The 20511-nt window shown below is 60.6% G+C and carries 23 protein-coding genes; 1 reads left to right on the forward strand and 22 read right to left on the reverse strand.

Annotation, left to right across the window (positions count from 1 at the left end):
* Positions 1-42 precede the first annotated feature (42 nt).
* The 7 genes from AC07N4_RS06765 to AC07N4_RS06795 all read right to left on the reverse strand — a co-directional run bounded on the left by AC07N4_RS06765 (position 43) and on the right by AC07N4_RS06795 (position 7358).
* Positions 43-831 (reverse strand): protein phosphatase CheZ, encoded by a 789-nt coding sequence (locus AC07N4_RS06765; RefSeq protein ID WP_096822164.1) that lies wholly within the window; start codon positions 829-831, stop codon positions 43-45.
* 17 nt (positions 832-848) lie between these two features.
* A complete protein-coding gene (locus tag AC07N4_RS06770) occupies positions 849-1220 on the reverse strand; it encodes a chemotaxis response regulator CheY (protein WP_003183998.1) in 372 nt (123 codons plus the stop codon).
* 167 nt (positions 1221-1387) lie between these two features.
* Positions 1388-2128 carry an RNA polymerase sigma factor FliA gene (fliA, locus tag AC07N4_RS06775; RefSeq protein ID WP_011333070.1) on the reverse strand — a complete coding sequence of 247 codons (741 nt, stop codon included), beginning with the start codon at positions 2126-2128 and terminating at the stop codon, positions 1388-1390.
* Entirely contained in the window at positions 2125-2955 is an 831-nt protein-coding gene (gene fleN / locus AC07N4_RS06780) for a flagellar synthesis regulator FleN (protein WP_003222917.1), read from the reverse strand. Before fleN ends, fliA begins: the two co-directional genes overlap by 4 nt.
* Before the next feature lie 113 nt (positions 2956-3068).
* On the reverse strand, positions 3069-4409 hold the full coding sequence (flhF, locus tag AC07N4_RS06785) for a flagellar biosynthesis GTPase FlhF (RefSeq protein WP_096822165.1): 1341 nt from the start codon (positions 4407-4409) through the stop codon (positions 3069-3071).
* A gap of 11 nt (positions 4410-4420) precedes the next feature.
* Complete coding sequence (gene flhA / locus AC07N4_RS06790; RefSeq protein ID WP_096822166.1) at positions 4421-6550, reverse strand: flagellar biosynthesis protein FlhA; 2130 nt, start codon at positions 6548-6550, stop codon at positions 4421-4423.
* Between the two features lie 130 nt (positions 6551-6680).
* The gene (locus AC07N4_RS06795; protein WP_102620343.1) at positions 6681-7358 is read right to left on the reverse strand and encodes a hypothetical protein; all 678 of its coding nucleotides are present in this window, start codon (positions 7356-7358) and stop codon (positions 6681-6683) included.
* A gap of 532 nt (positions 7359-7890) precedes the next feature.
* On the opposite strand from AC07N4_RS06795, the gene AC07N4_RS06800 reads away from it, so the two are divergent.
* Complete coding sequence (locus AC07N4_RS06800; RefSeq protein ID WP_493065502.1) at positions 7891-8259, forward strand: DUF6124 family protein; 369 nt, start codon at positions 7891-7893, stop codon at positions 8257-8259.
* Positions 8260-8369: 110 nt separating this feature from the next.
* Here AC07N4_RS06800 and flhB read toward each other — a convergent pair whose 3' ends face one another.
* From flhB to fliH, 15 genes are all read right to left on the reverse strand, one after another.
* Complete coding sequence (flhB, locus tag AC07N4_RS06805) at positions 8370-9509, reverse strand: flagellar biosynthesis protein FlhB (protein WP_096822168.1); 1140 nt, start codon at positions 9507-9509, stop codon at positions 8370-8372.
* A gap of 3 nt (positions 9510-9512) precedes the next feature.
* Positions 9513-10298 (reverse strand): flagellar biosynthetic protein FliR, encoded by a 786-nt coding sequence (fliR, locus tag AC07N4_RS06810; RefSeq protein WP_096822169.1) that lies wholly within the window; start codon positions 10296-10298, stop codon positions 9513-9515.
* A gap of 3 nt (positions 10299-10301) precedes the next feature.
* Complete coding sequence (fliQ, locus tag AC07N4_RS06815; RefSeq protein ID WP_096822170.1) at positions 10302-10571, reverse strand: flagellar biosynthesis protein FliQ; 270 nt, start codon at positions 10569-10571, stop codon at positions 10302-10304.
* Positions 10568-11326, reverse strand: coding sequence for a flagellar type III secretion system pore protein FliP (gene fliP / locus AC07N4_RS06820; protein ID WP_096822171.1), 759 nt, complete (start codon positions 11324-11326; stop codon positions 10568-10570). The genes fliQ and fliP overlap by 4 nt, the downstream gene beginning before the upstream one ends.
* Positions 11326-11784, reverse strand: coding sequence for a flagellar biosynthetic protein FliO (fliO, locus tag AC07N4_RS06825; RefSeq protein ID WP_173861342.1), 459 nt, complete (start codon positions 11782-11784; stop codon positions 11326-11328). Before fliO ends, fliP begins: the two co-directional genes overlap by 1 nt.
* Positions 11785-12243, reverse strand: a complete 459-nt coding sequence (gene fliN / locus AC07N4_RS06830; protein WP_096822173.1) for a flagellar motor switch protein FliN — start codon at positions 12241-12243, stop codon at positions 11785-11787.
* A gap of 56 nt (positions 12244-12299) precedes the next feature.
* Positions 12300-13268 (reverse strand): flagellar motor switch protein FliM, encoded by a 969-nt coding sequence (fliM, locus tag AC07N4_RS06835; RefSeq protein ID WP_003222890.1) that lies wholly within the window; start codon positions 13266-13268, stop codon positions 12300-12302.
* A 9-nt stretch (positions 13269-13277) separates the two neighbouring features.
* The gene (gene fliL, locus AC07N4_RS06840) at positions 13278-13781 is read right to left on the reverse strand and encodes a flagellar basal body-associated protein FliL (RefSeq protein ID WP_096822174.1); all 504 of its coding nucleotides are present in this window, start codon (positions 13779-13781) and stop codon (positions 13278-13280) included.
* 145 nt (positions 13782-13926) lie between these two features.
* Positions 13927-15300 carry a flagellar hook-length control protein FliK gene (locus tag AC07N4_RS06845; protein WP_493065501.1) on the reverse strand — a complete coding sequence of 458 codons (1374 nt, stop codon included), beginning with the start codon at positions 15298-15300 and terminating at the stop codon, positions 13927-13929.
* Between the two features lie 105 nt (positions 15301-15405).
* A complete protein-coding gene (locus AC07N4_RS06850; protein WP_096822176.1) occupies positions 15406-15753 on the reverse strand; it encodes an Hpt domain-containing protein in 348 nt (115 codons plus the stop codon).
* A gap of 30 nt (positions 15754-15783) precedes the next feature.
* Complete coding sequence (locus AC07N4_RS06855) at positions 15784-17487, reverse strand: ATP-binding SpoIIE family protein phosphatase (protein WP_096822177.1); 1704 nt, start codon at positions 17485-17487, stop codon at positions 15784-15786.
* Between the two features lie 5 nt (positions 17488-17492).
* Positions 17493-17798 carry an STAS domain-containing protein gene (locus tag AC07N4_RS06860; protein ID WP_096822178.1) on the reverse strand — a complete coding sequence of 102 codons (306 nt, stop codon included), beginning with the start codon at positions 17796-17798 and terminating at the stop codon, positions 17493-17495.
* 101 nt (positions 17799-17899) lie between these two features.
* Complete coding sequence (fliJ, locus tag AC07N4_RS06865; RefSeq protein WP_493065500.1) at positions 17900-18349, reverse strand: flagellar export protein FliJ; 450 nt, start codon at positions 18347-18349, stop codon at positions 17900-17902.
* 6 nt (positions 18350-18355) lie between these two features.
* A complete protein-coding gene (gene fliI / locus AC07N4_RS06870) occupies positions 18356-19714 on the reverse strand; it encodes a flagellar protein export ATPase FliI (protein WP_096822179.1) in 1359 nt (452 codons plus the stop codon).
* Entirely contained in the window at positions 19704-20510 is an 807-nt protein-coding gene (gene fliH / locus AC07N4_RS06875) for a flagellar assembly protein FliH (RefSeq protein ID WP_102620340.1), read from the reverse strand. The genes fliI and fliH overlap by 11 nt, the downstream gene beginning before the upstream one ends.
* Position 20511: the final 1 nt, after the last annotated feature.

Consider the following 20511-nt stretch of genomic DNA (forward strand, 5'->3'; position numbering starts at 1 on the left):
CCTACAGGTCTAAAAACCCAAAAAACCTATAATTCCAAAACTCTAGAATCCAAGGCTGGATAACAAATCGTCCACATCGTCCTGACCGGACACAACGTCTTCTCGTTTATCGGCATGAATCTGCGGACCTTCACCCTGCGAGAGATGTTTTTGTGGATCTTTTTCAGCGAGCATCGCCGCACGGTCATGTTCGATGCCCGCAAAGCGGTCCACCTGACTGGCCATGAGCACGAGTTTGAGCAGATTGCTTTCGACTTCGGTGACCAATTGGGTCACGCGCTTGATCACCTGACCTGTGAGGTCCTGGTAATCCTGGGCCAGCAGAATGTCGTTGAGGTTGCTCGACACCGCGCGGTTGTCCGCGCTGCTGCGTGCCAGAAAACCGTCGACCCGACGCGCCAGCTCGCGGAACTCTTCAGCCCCGACTTCACGGCGCATGAAACGTCCCCAGTCGGCACTCAACGCCTGGGCTTCGTCAGCCAGGCCATTGACCACCGGCGTGGCGCTTTCCACCAGGTCCATGGTGCGGTTGGCCGCCGCTTCGGTCAGCTTGACCACATAGCCCAGACGCTCGGTCGCATCAGTGATCTGCGACACTTCCTCGGCCTGCGGCATATGCGGGTCGATCTGGAAGTTGACGATTGCACTGTGCAGTTCGCGCGTGAGCTTGCCCACTTCCTGGTACAGGCCACGGTCACGGGTCTGATTGAGCTCATGGATCAGTTGCACAGCGTCGCCGAACCTGCCTTTTTCAAGGCTTTCGACCAGTTCGACCGCGTGTTTTTTCAGAGTCGACTCGAAGTCGCCCTGTGAAGATTCGTTATGCTCCATAGCTCCCCCGCGCGTCATCAGCCGATGCGTTCGAAAATCTTCTCGATTTTTTCTTTCAGCGCCTGAGCCGTGAAAGGTTTGACCACGTAGCCGTTAACGCCGGCCTGGGCCGCTTCGATGATCTGCTCGCGCTTGGCTTCAGCGGTCACCATCAGCACTGGCAGGTGCTTGAGTTTTTCATCGGCGCGCACGTGACGCAGCAGGTCGATACCGGTCATGCCAGGCATGTTCCAGTCGGTCACCAGAAAGTCGATGCTGCCGCTGTTGAGCACCGGAATGGCAGTGGTGCCATCGTCGGCTTCAACGGTGTTGGTGAACCCAAGGTCACGCAACAGGTTCTTGATGATCCGCCGCATCGTTGAGAAGTCATCAACGATGAGGATTTTCATGTCTTTGTTCAATTCGACCTCCAAGCAGTCTTAAACGCGCCCAGCACCTGGACGCGCCATTTCAATCAATCCGGCAAAGCACTCGATGACTGTCTGGAGCACAACAGAGCAAGACCGGTGCCGTTCACCACCGCACCAGCCTCGTTCGCAGCGTCCCCACACTGCCTTCAGCGCGCTCGCCACTCCCCCAAACGCCCCCGCAAGCGGGCCGCGCACTGGCTGTGTAACTGGCTGACCCGCGATTCACTGACGCCAAGGACTTCACCGATTTCCTTGAGGTTCAGCTCTTCGTCGTAGTACAGCGCCAACACCAGTCGCTCACGCTCCGGCAAATTGGCAATCGCGTCCGCCAACGCAGCCTGGAAGCGCTCATCTTCCAGATCGCGCGACGGCTCAAGATGAGCACTTGCGCCATCCTCGTGCAGCCCTTCGTGTTCGCCGTCCTGCAACAGGTCGTCGAAACTGAACAGTCGGCTGCCCAGGGTGTCGTTCAAAATCCCGTAGTAATCGTCGAGACTCAATTGGAGTTCGGCCGCAACCTCGTGATCTTTAGCGTCACGGCCGGTTTTAGCTTCAATCGAGCGAATCGCGTCGCTGACCATACGGGTGTTGCGGTGAACCGAGCGCGGTGCCCAGTCCCCCTTGCGTACTTCATCGAGCATGGCGCCGCGGATCCGGATGCCCGCGTACGTTTCGAAACTGGCGCCTTTGCTGGCGTCGTATTTGGTCGAGACTTCGAGCAGGCCGATCATTCCGGCCTGGATCAGGTCTTCGACCTGCACACTGGCCGGCAATCGCGCCAGCAAGTGGTAAGCAATGCGTTTGACCAGTGGCGCGTAACGCTCGATCAGCTCGTACTGCGCGTCACGTGCCGACTTCTTGTAGAAATTCATACCGCTGGCGGTCATAGCACAGGTCCTGCCGTTTGCTGCACGAGGCGCTCGACGAAAAATTCGAGGTGGCCGCGCGGATTGGCGGGCAGCGGCCAGGTGTCGACCTTTTGCGCGATCGCCTTGAACGCCAGTGCGCACTTGGAACGCGGGAAGGCTTCATAGACCGCACGCTGCTTCTGCACCGCCTTGCGCACGCTTTCGTCGTAAGGCACCGCACCGACGTATTGTAGGGCGACGTCGAGGAAGCGATCCGTGACCTTGGTCAACTTGGCGAACAGATTGCGACCTTCCTGCGGGCTCTGGGCCATGTTGGCCAGGACGCGGAAGCGGTTCATGCCGTAATCGCGGTTGAGCAGTTTGATCAGCGCGTAGGCGTCGGTGATCGAGGTCGGCTCGTCGCAGACCACCAGCAACACTTCTTGCGCCGCGCGAACGAAACTGACTACCGAGTCACCAATACCCGCAGCGGTGTCGATCACCAGTACGTCGAGATTGTCGCCGATGTCGCTGAACGCCTGAATCAGACCGGCATGCTGGGCCGGGCTCAGGTGAACCATGCTCTGCGTGCCGGAAGCGGCCGGCACGATGCGGATCCCGCCGGGGCCTTGCAACAGCACGTCGCGCAGCTCGCAGCGGCCCTCGATCACATCGGCCAGGGTACGTTTGGGCGTGAGGCCCAGCAGAACGTCGACGTTCGCCAGACCCAGGTCGGCGTCCAGCAGCATGACCCGACGGCCAAGCTCTGCCAGCGCCAGGGACAAGTTCACTGACACGTTAGTCTTGCCGACGCCACCTTTGCCGCCGGTCACCGCGATCACCTGTACGGGATGCATGCTGCCCATGTTATTTCTTTACCTTGTCTTGCATAGACGGAGGCCACATTACTGGCTGCGCGTTCACAACCGGAACAATGCATGGCAGACCATCGATGTAGGTACAAAAACTGTTCATTACCTCAGCCAACCTGCTTGGTGGGACTGTGGTAGATATCAGCGAACATGTCAGCCATGGCTTCTTCGCTGGGTTCTTCCTGCATTTGCACACTGACGGCGCGGCTGACCAATTGATGACGGCGCGGCAGATGCAGATCATCCGGAATCCGTGGGCCGTCGGTCAGGTAGGCGACCGGCAGTTCATGACTGATCGCCAGGCTCAGCACTTCGCCAAGGCTGGCCGTCTCATCCAGTTTAGTCAGGATGCACCCGGCGAGCCCGCAACGCTTGTAACTGTGATAAGCGGCGGTTAGAACCTGTTTCTGGCTGGTGGTTGCCAGTACCAGATAATTTTTCGACCGAATGCCACGACCGGCCAGGCTTTCCAGCTGCATGCGCAGTGCCGGATCGCTGGCCTGCAGGCCGGCGGTATCGATCAGCACCACGCGTTTGCGCAGCAGTGGATCCAGCGCCTGCACCAGGGACTGGCCCGGGTCGACGTGGGTCACCGACACATTGAGGATCCGGCCCAGGGTTTTCAACTGTTCCTGAGCACCGATGCGGAAGCTGTCCATGCTCACCAGCGCAATGTTCTGCGCGCCGTACTTGAGCACGTAACGGGCGGCCAGTTTGGCCAGGGTGGTGGTCTTGCCCATGCCGGCAGGACCGACCATGGCAATGATCCCGCCCTCTTCCAGCGGCTCGACTTCCGGGGTGGCGATCATCCGCGCCAGGTGCGCCAGCAACATGCGCCAGGCCTGACGAGGTTCTTCGATATCGCTGGTCAGCGCCAGCAGGTCGCGGGACAACGGGCCGGACAAGCCGATGCGTTGCAGACGACGATAAAGGTTCGCCTGAGCCGGACGGCTGCCTTGCAGCTGATTCCAGGCCAGAGTGCCGAGCTGCACTTCCATCAGCTCGCGCAGGCTGTTGAGTTCGAAACGCATCGAATCCAGCGCACGCGGATCAACGCCAGCGGCAGCCGGCGCAGGTGCCGGAGCTGGACGCGCCGGAGCAGCGTAAGTCGGTTCTGTCAGAGGCTCGGCAGCCGTCAGCGGCAGGCCGGCGGTCAATGGCAGACCGGAGAACAACTGGCGATTGGTGTTGCCGTCGGCTTCACCACGCATGCTCAGTTCGGCCTGGGCGGTGACGATGCGCGACTGGGTCTTGCGCAGCTCATCTTCGAGTTCCATGTTCGGAACCCGTGGCGCCAGCGCCGACAATTTGTAATCCAGCGCCGCCGTCAGCTCGACGCCGCCGGCAATGCGGCGGTTGCCAATGATGGCGGCATCAGCGCCCAGCTCATCACGAACCAGCTTCATGGCCTGACGCATATCGGCGGCGAAAAAACGCTTAACTTGCATAAACCACTACCTCAGCCGTTGGGCCCTACTGTCGCAACGATGGTCACTTGCTTGTTGTCCGGAATTTCCTGGTAGGCCAGCACATGCAGTCCAGGGACTGCCAGGCGGCCAAAGCGCGAGAGCATCGCGCGAACCGGGCCTGCTACCAACAGGATCACCGGCTGACCTTGCATTTCCTGACGCTGCGCCGCTTCGATGAGCGAACGCTGCAGCTTCTCGGCCATGCTTGGCTCCAGCAGAACGCCCTCTTCCGAGCCTTGTCCTGCCTTCTGCAGACTATTGAGCAATATTTGTTCCAACCTTGGCTCCAGCGTGATAACTGGCAGCTCCGACTCAGTCCCTACAATGCTTTGGACGATGGCGCGAGAAACGCCGACCCGCACAGCGGCCACCAAAGCGGCGGTATCTTGACTCTTGGCGGCATTGTTGGCGATGGCTTCGGCAATGCTGCGGATGTCGCGCACCGGCACGTGTTCGGCCAGCAGTGCTTGCAGCACCTTGAGCAGTTGCGACAGCGACACCACACCCGGCACCAGCTCTTCCGCCAGTTTTGGCGAGCTCTTGGCCAGCAATTGCATGAGTTGCTGCACTTCTTCGTGGCCGATCAGCTCACTGGAGTGCTTGTACAGAATCTGGTTCAAGTGCGTGGCGACCACGGTACTGGCATCCACTACGGTGTAACCGAGCGATTGTGCCTGGGCGCGCTGGCTGACTTCGATCCACACCGCCTCCAGCCCGAAAGCCGGATCTTTGGCGGTAATGCCGTTGAGCGTGCCGTAGACCTGCCCCGGGTTGATCGCCAGTTCGCGATCCGGGTAGATCTCGGCTTCGGCCAGGATCACGCCCATCAGGGTCAGGCGATAGGCACTCGGCGCCAGGTCGAGGTTGTCGCGGATGTGCACGGTCGGCATCAGGAAGCCCAGATCCTGCGAGAGCTTCTTGCGCACGCCCTTGATCCGCGCCAGCAATTGCCCGCCCTGGTTGCGGTCCACCAGCGGAATCAGGCGATAACCGACTTCCAGGCCGATCATGTCGATTGGCGTCACGTCGTCCCAGCCCAGCTCCTTGGTTTCCATGGCGCGGGCCGGCGAAGGCAGCAGCTCCTGCTGACGCTGAACCTCTTGCAGCGCCTGCACCTTGGCGACGTTCTGCTTTTTCCAGAACAGGTACGCGCCACCAGCCGCCAGGGCCGCCATGCTCAGGAAGGAGAAGTGCGGCATGCCCGGCACCAGGCCCATGACCGCCATCAGACCGGCCGCCACCGCCAGCGCTTTCGGCGAGGCGAACATCTGGCGATTGATCTGCTTGCCCATGTCTTCCGAACCGGAAGCACGGGTCACCATGATTGCTGCCGCTGTAGATAACAACAGTGATGGCAATTGCGCCACTAAACCGTCACCGATGGTCAGCAGGGCGTAAACCTTGCCGGCGTCGGCGAAGGTCATGTTGTGCTGGAAGATACCGACGGCCATGCCGCCGATCAGGTTGATGAACAGAATCAGCAGGCCGGCGATGGCGTCACCGCGAACGAACTTGCTGGCACCGTCCATCGAACCGTAGAACTCAGCCTCTTGGGCGACTTCGGAACGACGGGCCTTGGCCTGGTTCTGGTCGATCAGACCGGCGTTGAGGTCGGCGTCGATTGCCATTTGTTTGCCGGGCATCGCGTCGAGGGTGAAACGCGCGCTCACCTCGGAAATCCGCCCGGCACCCTTGGTGACCACGACGAAGTTGATGATCATCAAGATCGCGAAGACCACGATACCGACCACGTAGTTGCCGCCGATCACCACCTCACCGAAGGCCTGGATCACCTTACCGGCAGCGGCGTGGCCGTCCTGACCGTGGAGCATCACCACCCGCGTCGACGCCACGTTCAGCGCCAGCCGCAACAGCGTCGCCACCAGCAGGATCGTCGGGAACACCGCGAAATCCAGCGGCCGCAACGCGTACACGCAGACCAGCAGCACGACGATCGACAGGGCAATGTTGAAGGTGAAGAAGACGTCGAGCAGGAACGGCGGCACCGGCAACATCATCATCGCCAGCATGACCAGCAGCAACAGCGGCACACCCAGATTGCCCCGACTGAGATCGGCAATGTTCGAGCGAGCACTGTTGATTAACTGAGAGCGATCCACCGGTTTTCCCCGTTCCTTTAAAGCAAACTTTTGACGCCCAGAGCGGGCGCACGGCGGCTACTGCAAGAAGCCTTCCAACTTTTGCGGGAACGGGGAATAGAGCGATTTGAACAGTTTTATGGCGCGCACTTTACGACTTGGTGGCCGCAAGGATCTGTTGTGGAGGGATATCCCCAAATTGCAGTCCTGTGGGGTTTATATACAAGGTGCCTTCACGCATCTGCGTATCGCCGACCGGAACCATATCCTCCCCCATATACCCCAAAGTCCCACGCTCGAAAGGCGCGTCTTGCGCCGGGTCATCATGAGCCTCGAAAAGCGTGAAGGCCCATTCGAACAGCATTAGAGGAAGGTCTTTGATTGTGATTGGAGGTGATGTGGACTGCCCCTCCAGCGGAGGGAATTTATATTTGCGGCCCGCAGTGATGACCAAAGGGTTTTGCATCAGGCCGAACCGAGGTTTGGCGACATACATTTGAAACGGCCACGAGGTAAACCAGTCCGCATCGTAATACAAGGGATCGCTGATCAAACCGAACAACGCCGCGGCAGAATCGATTGACCTTGTGACATCAGCGTACGTCCCAAACACCCCTAGCCCGGTCATCGGAACCCTGATCCTGTTGAGCCCGGAGTCGAAATACGCGGGGATCAATTCATTGGCCGCTTCCTTGAAGTAAGTAAAATCCAGAAAGGCGTGAAACGTCATCGTGTAACCAATAGCCGCCTCGTCTGGATAATCCTTCAGTTCGCCCGCCACAAATTGCAACTTCATGCCTTTGAGCTGTTTGTACTCGGACACGCTCATGATCCACACCTCCAAACGCCGGGGTAATTCCCGACACTCAGCAGACGCCGAGGGACACCAAACGTCTACTGTCAGAACTTACAGGTTCAGAGGTTGATCAGACGAACGGCACTGCGTGGAGATATCAGGATGCGGCCTGCTCGCGAGGAGCTCAGAGAGGGCAGCAAAAAGTGTCTTTTAAACTCAGGTGTTTAAAAGACACCTTCAGACACGCCTTACAGGCTACGAATCCTTGCGCCGTTGCCTACAGCTACGCCAGAATCCGCCGGCTTGTGCGCCTTGGGGGCGGGTTCTATTGTGGGTCGGTCGCTGACGAATCAGCGATCGGGTTTAGCGACTCGAATCATAAATAGGTGCACCAGCGCTCCATGCCTTGTCGCAGACTCGATGTCTGCAACTCCGCTATGGTGGCTGTATGCGGGAGACCCTCGGGTCTGCCGGGTGCCTATAACCGGTTCGCTAACCTGCGTACAGCCGCCACCTTTCTGTTTAGCGACAGTTCAGGGCGGCTCCACCTTATAGGAGCTTCACCATGATCAAACCAACACCCAATCCACCCGAAACCGACCCCGCCTCGCCCTACGAATCCCTCGATTCCAGAAAGCTTCACGAAGCCGCCGACCGCGCCCTCGATCACTATCTCTGCCCGCCCGGCTCCACGCCACCACCGCGCAAAACCCGCAGAATGTATGCCGTCACCGCGGACTTCAAAAACGAAGAGCTGCTGGTCGAGCTCTGCGAAACCCTCGCTTCCGCCAGAACCATCGCCAATGACTTCGCCCATCTCATGCCCGCCTCGCAGCGCAGGACATTGATGGGCATCGGGCAACTGATCATGCTCGGGGAGCTGGCAGCGAATCGAGTGCTGAATAATCTGGAACTACCGCCGTCGCAGATGTGATGTGTCGTGGCTGCTGATCGCGAAAGCGACCGCACAAGCAACACAGGTCACCAGGCATAAAAAAACCGCCACCGGGTTCAACCCGAGGCGGTTTTTTTACTTCATCACCATCAGGAATCGCGCCGCAGATCCGGCGGGATAGGCAGATCGTCCTTGAGCGGTTCCGGGAACTTGCCCTTGCCTGCGCGGTGCTGGCGGATCTGGTAGACGTAGGCCAGTACCTGAGCGACCGCCAGGTACAGACCGCCGGGAATTTCTTCTTCCAACTCGGTGGAGTAATAGATCGAACGCGCCAGGGCCGGCGATTCGAGCAGCATGACGTTGTTGGCCACGGCGATTTCGCGGATTTTCAGCGCCAGGAAGTCGCTGCCCTTGGCCAGCAGCATCGGCGCCCCGCCCTTCTCCGAGTCGTATTTGAGCGCCACGGCGTAGTGCGTCGGGTTGGTGATGACCACGTCGGCATCCGGGATCGCCGCCATCATCCGGCGCTGCGACATCTCGCGCTGGACCTGACGAATCCGCTGTTTGACCTCCGGCCGACCTTCCTGATCCTTGTGCTCGTCGCGCACTTCCTGCTTGGTCATCTTGAGCTTTTTAATGCTCTCCCAGAGCTGCACCGGGACATCGACTGCCGCGATGATGATCAAACCGCAGGCCATCCACAAAGTGCTCCAGCCCACCAGTTGCAGACTGTGAATGATCGCTCGGTCCAACGGTTCATGGGCAATGCGCAACAGGTCGTCGACATCCCCGGACAACACCACCAGCGCCACCGCCAGAATGATCAGGAACTTGGCCAGCGCCTTGAGCAGTTCGATCACCGACTTCATGGAGAACATGCGCTTGAGACCCGCGCCAGGGTTCATCCGACTGAACTTGGGCGCCAGGGAACCCGCCGCAAACAGCCAGCCGCCGAGGGCGATCGGCCCGAGAAACGCCGCCAGCAGCAAGGTGATCATGATCGGCTGGATCGCCACCAGTGCGATCACCCCGGAATTCATCAAGAACTTGCCCATGGAGCTCTGATCCATGATCACTTCGCGCGACAGCGTGAAGTTCAGGCGCATCAGCTCCATCAAGTCCTGCGCCAACATCCCGCCGAACACCAGCAGCGCACCGGAACCGGCGAGCATGATCGCCAGCGTGTTGAGTTCCTTGGAGCGCGCAATCTCGCCCTTTTCCCGGGAGTCCTTCTTGCGCTTCTCCGTGGGGTCTTCTGTTTTATCCTGACCGCTCTCGCTCTCTGCCATGACTCAGCGCGCCTGTGCCAGTTCGCGTAGCAACTGCAAGGCCTCGACGGCCAGCGGCTGATACTGATTGAGAATGTCCGCCAGCCCAACCCAGACAATGAACAGGCCGAGCACGAGGGTCAGCGGAAAACCGATCGAGAAAATGTTCAGCTGTGGCGCCGCCCGGGTCATCACACCGAATGCAATGTTGACCACCAGCAGCGCAGTGACGGCCGGCAGCACCAGCATCAATGCCGCGCCCAGCACCCAGCCGAGCTTGCCGGCCAGCTCCCAGTAATGCGCGGTCATCAGGCCTGCGCCGACCGGCAGCGTGGTGAAGCTTTCAGTCAGCACCTCAAAGACTACAAGGTGACCGTTCATGCCGAGGAACAGCAGCGTCACCAGCATGGTGAAAAACTGCCCGATCACCGCCACCGACACGCCGTTGGTGGGGTCGATCATCGAGGCGAAGCCCATGCCCATCTGAATCGCAACGATCTGCCCCGCGACCACAAAGGCCTGGAAGAACAGCTGCAAGGAGAAGCCCAGCACGGCGCCGACCAGGATCTGCTCGGCAATCAACAGCAAGCCACTGAGATCGAGCGGGCTGACGGCCGGCATCGGCGGCAGGCTCGGCGCGATCACCACAGTGATCGCGAGGGCGAGGTATAAACGGACACGCTTGGGAACCAGCGTGGTGCCGAACACCGGCATCACCATCAGCATCGAGCCGATGCGAAACAGCGGCAGCATGAACGTCGCCACCCAGGTGCTGATCTGCGTGTCGGTCAACTGAAGCAGCGACTGCATGACTCAGCCGATGACCAGCGGAATGTTTTTGTACAGCTGGATGATGTATTCCATGAAGGTCTGGATGATCCACGGACCGCCGACAATCAGGGTCACCAGCATCACCAGCAGACGCGGCAGAAAGCTCAGGGTCTGTTCGTTGATCTGCGTGGCGGCCTGGAACATCGACACCAGCAGGCCCACCAGCAGACTCGGGATCACCAGAATCGCGACCATCATCGTGGTCAGCCACAAGGCTTCGCGAAAAATGTCGACCGCTACTTCTGGCGTCATGGCGATACACCTCCGAAACTGCTGGCCAAGGTGCCGATGATCAGCGCCCACCCATCCACCAGCACAAACAGCATGATCTTGAACGGCAGGGAAATGATCAGCGGCGACAGCATCATCATACCCATCGCCATCAGCACACTCGCCACGACCAGGTCGATGATGAGGAACGGAATGAAGATCATGAAGCCGATCTGGAACGCGGTTTTCAGTTCAGACGTGACGAAGGCCGGCACCAGAATGGTCAGCGGTGCCTGATCCGGCGTCGCGATATCGGTGCGCTTGGACAGGCGCATGAACAGCTCCAGATCGCTGGAACGCGTCTGCGCGAGCATGAAGTCCTTGATCGGCACCTGAGCCTTTTCCACCGCTTGCTGGGCGGTGAGTTTCTCCGCCAGATACGGTTGCAGGGCATCGTTGTTCACCCGGTCGAACACCGGCGCCATGATGAACATGGTCAGGAACAGCGCCATGCCGGTGAGGATCTGGTTCGACGGCGTCTGCTGCAGACCGAGGGCCTGACGCAGGATCGAGAAGACGATGATGATCCGGGTGAAGCTGGTCATCAGAATGACGGCGGCCGGAATGAAGCTCAGCGCCGTCATGATCAGCAGGATCTGCAGGCTGACCGAATATTCCTGGGCACCGTTGGCGTTGGTGCCCAAGGTGATCGCCGGGATCGACAACGGATCGGCGGCGAACGCCAGTGGCGCGGCCAACATCAAGGCCAGGGTCAAGACGATGCGCAACGCACCCATTACTTCGTATCCTTTTGATCCTTGCCGAGGATCTTCAACAGATGCTGGGCAAATTCCGGAGTCGCTTTTTCGGAGGTCGCCGGGACGTCCACCGGTTCCTTGAGTACGTGCAGCGCGGTGATCGTGCCGGGGCTGAGACCCAGCAGGATCTGCTCCTTGCCGACCTGCACCAGCATCAGACGATCACGCGGACCGAGCGCGCGGGAACCGATCAGCTCGATCACCTGGCCCTTGCCCGCCGGGCCTGCCTGCTGCACCCGGCGCAACAGCCAGGCGAGGAAGAAGATCAACCCCAGCACCAGCAGCAGACCGAACACCAGCTGCGTCAATTGCCCGGCGACACCGCTGTTGACCGCAGGCGTCACCGCCGCAGCGGTGGCAGCCGCCGGCTCGGCGGCCATCACGATCGATGGCAGCGCCAGCGCCGAGGCCAGCAAAGAACCCAGAACCTTTTTCACTCAGCGCAGCTTCTTGATGCGTTCGCTTGGGCTGATCACGTCGGTCAGGCGGATGCCGAACTTTTCGTTGACCACAACCACTTCGCCGTGAGCGATGAGGGTACCGTTGACCAGCACGTCCAGCGGCTCGCCGGCCAGACGATCGAGCTCGATCACCGAACCCTGGTTGAGTTGCAGCAGGTTGCGGATGTTGATGTCGGTGCTGCCCACTTCCATCGAGATCGACACCGGAATGTCGAGAATCACGTCCAGGTTCGGACCGTCAAGGGTCACCGGATCGTTGTTCTTCGGCACGCTGCCGAACTCTTCCATCGGCAGACGGTTGGAGCTGGAAACACCAGCGTCGGCGGCCAGCAGCGCGTCGATGTCGGCCTGCCCGGCTTCACCGGTTTCTTCCAGGGCGGCAGCCCACTCGTCGGCCAGTGCCTGATCGTCCTGGGCGTTCATATCGTCGTTCATCATTTGTCCTCGGCGGGCAACAATTCAGTTAAATGCGAAAGGGGTGTTGCGCCGCTTCAGCGGCGCTCGATCGGCTCGATCACCTGCAACGCGAGGTTGCCTTTGTGCGAGCCCATCTTGACCTTGAAGGCCGGCACGCCGTTGGCGCGCATGATCATGTCTTCCGGCATCTCGACCGGGATCACGTCACCCGGCTGCATGTGCAGGATGTCGCGCAGTTTCAACTGGCGGCGAGCGACGGTGGCACCGATCGGCACGTCGACATCGAGGACGTCCTGACGCAGGGCGTTGACCCAGCGCTCGTCCTGGTCGTCGAGGTCCGACTGGAAACCGGCGTCGAGCATTTCGCGCACCGGCTCGATCATCGAGTACGGCATGGTCACGTGCAGGTCGCCGCCACCGCCGTCGAGTTCGATGTGGAACGTGGAGACCACGATCGCTTCGCTCGGGCCGACGATGTTGGCCATGGCCGGGTTCACTTCCGAGTTGATGTACTCGAAGTTGACTTCCATGATCGCCTGCCAGGCTTCTTTCAGGTCGACGAACGCCTGTTCCAGCACCATGCGCACCACGCGCAGTTCGGTCGGGGTGAATTCACGCCCTTCGATCTTGGCGTGACGGCCGTCGCCGCCGAAGAAGTTGTCCACCAGCTTGAACACCAGTTTGGCGTCGAGGATGAACAGCGCGGTGCCGCGCAGGGGTTTGATCTTGACCAGGTTGAGGCTGGTCGGCACGTACAGCGAGTGCACGTATTCGCCGAACTTCATCACCTGTACGCCACCGACGGCAACGTCCGCCGAGCGGCGCAGCATGTTGAACATGCTGATGCGGGTGTAACGGGCAAAACGCTCGTTGATCATCTCAAGAGTCGGCATGCGTCCACGGACGATGCGATCCTGGCTGGTCAGGTCGTAGCTTTTGACACTGCCGGGTTCGGCAGCGTTATCGGTCTGTACCAGACCATCGTCGACGCCATGCAACAGCGCGTCGATTTCATCCTGGGACAGCAGATCCTGCACGGCCATGTCGTGTTCCTACTGCAGTACGAAATTAGTGAAAAGCAACTGTTCGATCACCACTTTGCCCAGCTCTTTCTGCGCCACTTCCTGGACGCTGGCCGTGGCCTTCTGGCGCAACATCTCTTGACCGACCGGCGTCGCCAAAGTGGCGAAATCCTGACCGGAGAAGAGCATCACCAGGTTGTTGCGGATCACCGGCATGTGCACTTTGAGCGCTTCAAGATCGGCCTGATTGCGCGCCAGCATGGTGATGCTCACCTGCATGTAGCGCTGACGGCCGTTCTGGTTGTAGTTGGCCACGAAGGCCGGCGCCATCGGCTCGAAAATTGCCGGCTGCTTGCCGACCGGAGCGGTTTCCGCGGCAGCCGCAGGTTTGCTCTGGGCGCTGTGCATGAAGAACCACGTCGCCCCCACAGACGCGCCGATGGCCAGCAGCAACCCGAGCACGATCACAATGATCATCTTGAGTTTGCCTTTGGTTGCGGGGTCTTTTACTGCTGCTGCTTCGCTCTTCGCCATGCCAATAATCCGTCACTAATCGGGTTTTCACAGTCGCACGGCAAGGCAAGAGCAAGTGTTATGCCAGAAGTGTCGGAGGGGAATGGAGAGCGGTGGCAAAACAGACGAGGGAGCGGACAGGGCCGCTCCCTCGGGGGAGGATGAATCAGGCGTAGTAGTCGACGGCGCTGCTGCCGATCACGCTGGTGGTTTGAGCGGCGGCTTCAGCCACGGCCGCAGGCGTCAACTCTTCTTCCGAGGAGTCCAGGCGACCGCCGGCGGCGCTGGTGCGACCACCCTGCTGCCCCTGTTGCGCCTGTTCCTGGCCTTGCCCCTGCCAGCCACGGTTCTGGTCGGCAACGTTGACATCGACCTGCCCCATGCCTTGCTGGGTGAACATGTCACGCAGACGATGCATCTGGCCGTCGAGCGCTTCGCGAACACTCGGGTGTGCGCTCATGAAGGTCACCTGGGTCTGCTGGTCCGGCACCATGTTCACCCGAATGTCCAGACGACCCAGTTCAGCCGGCTGCAACTGGATATCGGCGGCCTTCAGGTTGTTGCTCGACAGGTACATGACGCGGTTGACCACTTCTTCGGTCCAGCCGCTCTGATGCATGGCGATCGGCTGGTTCACCGGCACCGCGTTGGCGGTTTTCGGTGTGGCCGCCTGAGTCAGCGCCGCCAGACGGTTGGCGAAGTCATCCACGCGGGTATCGCTGGTGGCGGATTTCAGGTCTTTCAAACCATCGTCGATCAGACCACTGAAGGCCTTTTCCCCGCCCTGGCTGGTGCTGTCCTTGTCAGCCTGCACATCCAGCATGCTGGCCATGCCGGCGGCGAAGGTCTGAGCCGAGGTCAGCTCGCCATCAGCCTGGGCCTGGGCCGGCGTCGCCTTGGGCTGCGACTGGCTGGACGCGGAAATGTGACCACTCTGCTCCATCGCCATACGCACGGCCGGCATCGAGTCGAGCGGATCGGCCTCGGGATCGAAATCACTGTCGACGGCAGGCGCCGCCGTGGCGGCCGCCGGCAATGCAGCCACCGCTGGCGCCTGGGTTTCAGGCTTCACTGGTGTTTCGACGACGGGCGCCGCCACGACCGGCGGCGTGACGACCGGCTGCGCGACTTGCATCAGCGCCGGATCCAGCGTCGAATCTACGACAGGCGTGGTGTCGGCGACCGGCGTGGTCGGTGTATCGGACGTATCGTCGCTGGCCACCGCGTCATCCGTTGCGGTTGACGAGGTTTTGTCGGCGGGCAAGGCATTGCCGCTATCGGCAACGGCCGGCTCGGGGGCGGCAGACTGATCCTTGCCGCTGTCCTTCTTGCTGACGCTGCCAGTGTCCTTGTCGCGTGCAGGTTTCACCGAGTTATCGGTCGCAACGGAAGGCTTGTTCTGTCCCTGATCGGCAAACACCTGAGCGAAGCTTGAAGCCTTGTCCCCGGGGCCTGCGGCCACCACTGACGGTTTGGCAGAGGCGGCTTGCGCCTTGGCCTGGGCGGCAGTCTGAATAAGAATGTTAGGGGTTGCAGGCATGGCACGGTCTCCGCTGCACTGGGATCGTAGGTACAGTTGAACGAGATGACTGCAAGTGCCGGGCCAGTTTCGTCCGGCGCCGAATAAAAACGCCGGACGGCTGGCTCAATGGGCGGGAGAGCGCTGTCGCTCGGCTTCATAGACGGGGCGCACATCCGCAAACTCGTTATGGATGTCGGCCACCAGCTTGATGATTTCGGACGGGCTCTTGTCCCTCGCGTGCAGCTCCAGCTCCTGGCAAAGCTCAGCCAGACGGGTCGCCCCCATGTTGCTGCTGCTGCCTTTGAAGCTATGAGCCACCGACGACAAGGCGTCGGCATCCGCGGTCTTTTGCAATTCACGCAGGCGCGCTTCGGAATCTGCCAGGAACGTATCCAGCAACTCCGGATAGCCATCCTCCATGACTTCTTGCAACGCACTCAGTACGTCGCGATCTACACAGGCATCAGTCACTTGTTCACTCCTTGATCAAGAATGCGCGGATTATGCCAGAGCCTCCCAGAAAAACTCCACGCGAGCACTGCGACCATCGTCTGACCAGCTCGGATTCCTGCTCAGTTGCCGGATCAGGCTGACGCCACGCCCCGACAAACGGACACCGTCGAGTGGCCGCTCCATTACCCGGGCCACGTCAAAGCCTTTGCCACTATCTTCCACCCGCACGATCAGACAACCACCCTCGCCCTCCGGACGGACCTGCAAGTGCACGCGCACATAGCCATCCTGCAAGGCATCCAGTCGAGCATTACGCTGCTCATAATAGCGGGCAAAGCCTGAAGCATCGCGTTTGAGACTGGAGTCCAGCCCCAACACCCCATGCTCAAGCGCATTGGAGTAAAGCTCGGCGAGCACGCTGTACAACGCCCCGCTCTGCGTGCGCAAGCCATGCACTTCGAGCAGCAATTGCAGCAGGTAGGGTAACGGATTGAAGCGTTTCAGGGTGGAACCGCGAAATTCGAAGCTCACCGACCAGTCCAGCGGGCACGACTGACCGCTGTCGGAATACACCGGCGCCGACGGATTGACCTGCGCCATTTCCAGCAGGCTGACCTCGACCATGCTCACATCGTCCCGGGCTTCGCCGCGAAAATCCTGCAACGCCTGCTCGATCTCGGCAAACAGCCGATCCGGCTGGCGATTGTCGGCAAACACCCGCTGCAAGCGCTCGACGCCGAACAACTGATCATTGGCATCGCAGGTGTCGATCACGCCGTCGGACAACAGGAACACACGGTCACCCACCGCCATCGACAGCACTTCGGTTTGATCGTCGAAGGCCTGCGGACTGAGCACACCCAGCGGCAGATGCCGCGCCGCAAGCGGCACCCGCTCGCCCGTGGCGATGCGATGCAGATAACCGTCGGGCATGCCGCCGTTCCAGATTTCCACGCTGCGGCGCTGAAAACTCAGGCAGAGCAGCGTCGCGCAGCAGAACATGTCCACCGGCAGGATACGCTTGAGCTTGGCGTTCATTTCCCGCAGGGTTTCGGCCAGGCCATAGCCCTTGGCCGTCATGCCGTAGAACACTTCCGCCAGGGGCATGGCACCGACCGCCGCCGGCAGACCGTGCCCGGTGAAATCACCGAGCAACACATGCATGTCACCGGCCGGCGTGTAGGCCGCCAACAGCAGATCGCCGTTGAACAACGCATAGGGTGATTGCAGATAGCGGATGTTCGGCGCACTCAGGCAACCGGAATGCGCGACCTTGTCGAATACAGCCTTGGCGACCCGCTGCTCGTTGAGCAGGTAGTCGTGGTGCCGGGCAATCAGGTCGCGCTGCTCAAGCACCGTGGCTTGCAGGCGGCGCAAGCGATCCATCGCCTTGATTTTGGCGGAGAGGATCACCTGGTTGTAAGGCTTCGCCAGAAAATCGTCACCGCCAGCCTCCAGGCATCGCACCAGGGCTTCGCTCTCGGTGAGCGAGGTAAGGAAAATGATCGGCACCAGGTTTTCACCCGCCAGCACCTTGATCTGCCGCGCCGCCTCGAAGCCATCCATCACCGGCATCATGGCATCCATCAGCACCAGATGCGGTTGCTGAGCAGAAAACACCGCGACCGCTTCAGCCCCATTGGTAGCCGTCAGCACGACATGCCCCTGACGGCGCACGATCGTCGACAACAGCAGCCGGTCGGCGGCGCTGTCTTCGGCGATCAGGATCGTCAGCGGTTCTTGCGGCTGCATGGCCGTCAACTGATGTCGAACAGTTTGTCGAAGTTGGAAATGGCGAGGATCTTGCGCACATCCGAATTGCTGTTGATCACTCGTACGTCCGAGTCGTCGCCACCCGCGTGATCGCGCAGCAGAAGCAGCATTCCCAGAGCCGAACTGTCGAGATAGGTGGCATCCTTGAGATCCACCACGATGGCGTCGGGCTTTTTATTGAGTCGCTCGTAGGACTCGCGAAACTCCTGATGGCGTCCGAAATCGAACCGGCCCTTGATCGAAATCGTCAGTTTTTGCCCATCCGGAGAGACTTCTGTAACGACTGACATGTACTGGCTTCCTTGTCATTGACGAACCTGTACAAGGTTTAGCACTTGCAAGGGTAAGGGGCAAGGCAGGAAGTCGCCGGAAACTGTCAGAGATCAACCCGTCAGTAGGCATCACGGCGCGGCAGGCGTTGGGACAACTCGTCCAGCAGCTTCTGCTCGCGCTTGTCTTCGGCGCGCTGGGCTTCGTCGCGGTAGCGTTGTACAAGTTTTCGCAGCCCCTCGACCCGGGCAAACGCCTGCTGCCAGGCGTCACGCGCCTTGTCCAGATTGTTCTGGTGCCATTGCAGGCTTTGCCGCTGTTGATCGACCGCGGTGTCGAGTTGCGCCAGAAAGCCCTGAAAACCCAGCAGCCATTGCCCGGACACGCCCGTGCTGCCGCGCACGATCCATTGTTCGGAGTAATCCAGACGAAAGGCATGCAGGTCGGCGAGTTTGCTTTCGGCCACCTTCACCTGACCCTGGAAATACCCCAGGCGCTGCACGGCGGTTTTCTCGGCTTTTTCGGCCATTTCCACCACCGGCGCCAGACGCGCGGCTCGGCTCTGGGCCATGGCCGGTTACCCGCCGGCCGCAGGGGCGAAAATCGTTTCGAGGTACGCCTCGCTTTCACCCAGGCTGATGCTGTCGTTCAGGCCCTGACGCAAGTATCTGACCAGTTGCGGCTGCAGATTGATGGCAAGGTCCGTTTCACGATCACCGCCGGCAACATAGGCACCGACGCTGATCAGATCGCGACTCTGCTGATAGCGCGACCACAACTGCTTGAAGTACTGCGCACGGGTCATGTGCTCCGGCGATACCACCGCCGGCATCACCCGGCTGATCGAAGCTTCGATATCGATGGCCGGGTAATGACCTTCTTCGGCCAGACGCCGGGACAACACGATGTGGCCGTCGAGCACGCCTCGCGCCGAGTCGGCAATCGGGTCCTGCTGGTCATCGCCCTCGGACAATACAGTGTAGAACGCAGTGATCGACCCCCCGCCCTTCTCCGCGTTACCGGCGCGCTCCACCAGTTTCGGCAGTTTGGCGAACACTGAAGGCGGGTAACCCTTGGTCGCCGGCGGCTCGCCGATGGCCAGGGCGATTTCCCGCTGGGCCTGGGCGAAACGGGTCAGGGAATCCATCAGCAACAGGACGTTCTTGCCCTTGTCGCGGAAATACTCGGCGATCCGCGTGCAGTACATCGCCGCGCGCAGACGCATCAGTGGCGCGTCGTCCGCTGGGGATGCAACCACCACCGAACGCTTGAGGCCTTCTTCACCGAGGATGTGCTCGATGAATTCTTTAACTTCTCGACCCCGCTCACCGATCAGGCCAACGACGATGATGTCAGCCTCGGTGAAGCGGGTCATCATGCCGAGCAAGACCGATTTACCGACGCCGGTACCGGCGAACAGGCCCAGACGCTGGCCGCGACCGACCGTCAACAAACCGTTGATGCAACGAATGCCGACGTCCAGCGGTTCGCTGATCGGGTCACGATTTAGCGGGTTGATGGTCGGGCCGTCCATCGGCACCCAGTCTTCGGCCTTCATGCCGCCCTTGCCGTCCAGTGCACGTCCGGCGCCGTCCAGCACGCGACCGAGCATGCTCATGCCCATCGGCAAGCGACCGGTATCGGCCAGCGGCACCACACGGGCGCCCGGCGCAATACCGGCAACACTGCCAACAGGCATCAGGAAAACTTTGCTGCCAGAGAAACCCATGACTTCGGCTTCAACCTGCGACGGATGATAGCTGTCGTCGTTGATCACCATGCAGCGGGTGCCCATGGCGGCGCGCAGGCCTTCGGCCTCGAGCGTCAGGCCGACCATGCGCAGCAGGCGCCCTTCGAGAATCGGCGCACCGGGAATTTCGGCGGCTTCAGCGTAGGTGCTCAGGCGCTTGGCGAAACTGGTGCGTTCAAGGCGCATCGGGGGCGTCCGCGAGCGGCTCGTCGGTGACAGGTGCCGGCTTCGGCGCTTCCGGCAGATCCAGGCTCATGTCCGGCGCGGCCGGGTGCAGGGCTTGTTCGTGCAATTGATCGAACAGCTTGGCCATGATCTGGCTGACGCGGGTTTCGATGCTCGCATCGATCCGGCTGTGTTCGGTTTCGACCCGGCAACCGCCCGGCAGCAGCGATTCGTCCTCGACGATACGCCAGGTTTCCTCATGACGTTCGCGCAGGGCTTTGACCTGTTCGAAGTCCTGCGGATTGACGTACAGCCGCACATTGCCCACGCCCAGCGGCAACAGCTTGAGGGCGTCGCGCATGACATGTTCGATCTGCGTCGAGTCGATGGCCAGTTCGCGCTGAATCACCTGTCTGGCGATGTGCTGCACGAGGTCGACCAGGGATTTTTCGATCTGGGTGTCTTGTTCGGCGATGGGTTCGAACAGGTTCGCCATCAACTGCTCAAGGCCGTTGACCTTGGCCGTCAGGACCACCTCGGCTTCCTGGCGCACCTTGAGGGTGGCGCTGTGGAAACCTTCTTTTTCGCCGATGGCGAAGCCCTCGTTGTAAGCCTCCTGACGGATGCTTTCGAGTTCTTCCAGGGTCAGTGGCTGGACTTCCTCCAGCGGCACTTCTTCCATTTCCGGCGGTTCGGGCTCCGGTTCCGGCTCGGGTTCCGGTGCCGGCGGATCGAAGCTTGGGATCGCCCAGGTTTCGAAACCGCGGACGTCCCGGGCACGGATCAGGTCCGTTACATCGTCGTCGTTCTTGCCCATG

Source organism: Pseudomonas sp. GW821-FHT09E04 (genome assembly GCF_059416185.1).

Bases quoted from the DNA above. Each gene is read 5' to 3' on its own strand.
- AC07N4_RS06765 (WP_096822164.1), bottom strand. From the start codon at position 831: ATGGAGCATAACGAATCTTCACAGGGCGACTTCGAGTCGACTCTGAAA.
- AC07N4_RS06770 (WP_003183998.1), bottom strand. From the start codon at position 1,220: ATGAAAATCCTCATCGTTGATGACTTCTCAACGATGCGGCGGATCATC.
- fliA (WP_011333070.1), bottom strand. From the start codon at position 2,128: ATGACCGCCAGCGGTATGAATTTCTACAAGAAGTCGGCACGTGACGCG.
- fleN (WP_003222917.1), bottom strand. From the start codon at position 2,955: ATGGGCAGCATGCATCCCGTACAGGTGATCGCGGTGACCGGCGGCAAA.
- flhF (WP_096822165.1), bottom strand. From the start codon at position 4,409: ATGCAAGTTAAGCGTTTTTTCGCCGCCGATATGCGTCAGGCCATGAAG.
- AC07N4_RS06795 (WP_102620343.1), bottom strand. From the start codon at position 7,358: ATGAGCGTGTCCGAGTACAAACAGCTCAAAGGCATGAAGTTGCAATTT.
- AC07N4_RS06800 (WP_493065502.1), top strand. From the start codon at position 7,891: ATGATCAAACCAACACCCAATCCACCCGAAACCGACCCCGCCTCGCCC.
- flhB (WP_096822168.1), bottom strand. From the start codon at position 9,509: ATGGCAGAGAGCGAGAGCGGTCAGGATAAAACAGAAGACCCCACGGAG.
- fliR (WP_096822169.1), bottom strand. From the start codon at position 10,298: ATGCAGTCGCTGCTTCAGTTGACCGACACGCAGATCAGCACCTGGGTG.
- fliQ (WP_096822170.1), bottom strand. From the start codon at position 10,571: ATGACGCCAGAAGTAGCGGTCGACATTTTTCGCGAAGCCTTGTGGCTG.
- fliP (WP_096822171.1), bottom strand. From the start codon at position 11,326: ATGGGTGCGTTGCGCATCGTCTTGACCCTGGCCTTGATGTTGGCCGCG.
- fliN (WP_096822173.1), bottom strand. From the start codon at position 12,243: ATGAACGACGATATGAACGCCCAGGACGATCAGGCACTGGCCGACGAG.
- fliM (WP_003222890.1), bottom strand. From the start codon at position 13,268: ATGGCCGTGCAGGATCTGCTGTCCCAGGATGAAATCGACGCGCTGTTG.
- fliL (WP_096822174.1), bottom strand. From the start codon at position 13,781: ATGGCGAAGAGCGAAGCAGCAGCAGTAAAAGACCCCGCAACCAAAGGC.
- AC07N4_RS06845 (WP_493065501.1), bottom strand. From the start codon at position 15,300: ATGCCTGCAACCCCTAACATTCTTATTCAGACTGCCGCCCAGGCCAAG.
- AC07N4_RS06855 (WP_096822177.1), bottom strand. From the start codon at position 17,487: ATGCAGCCGCAAGAACCGCTGACGATCCTGATCGCCGAAGACAGCGCC.
- AC07N4_RS06860 (WP_096822178.1), bottom strand. From the start codon at position 17,798: ATGTCAGTCGTTACAGAAGTCTCTCCGGATGGGCAAAAACTGACGATT.
- fliJ (WP_493065500.1), bottom strand. From the start codon at position 18,349: ATGGCCCAGAGCCGAGCCGCGCGTCTGGCGCCGGTGGTGGAAATGGCC.
- fliI (WP_096822179.1), bottom strand. From the start codon at position 19,714: ATGCGCCTTGAACGCACCAGTTTCGCCAAGCGCCTGAGCACCTACGCT.
- fliH (WP_102620340.1), bottom strand. From the start codon at position 20,510: ATGGGCAAGAACGACGACGATGTAACGGACCTGATCCGTGCCCGGGAC.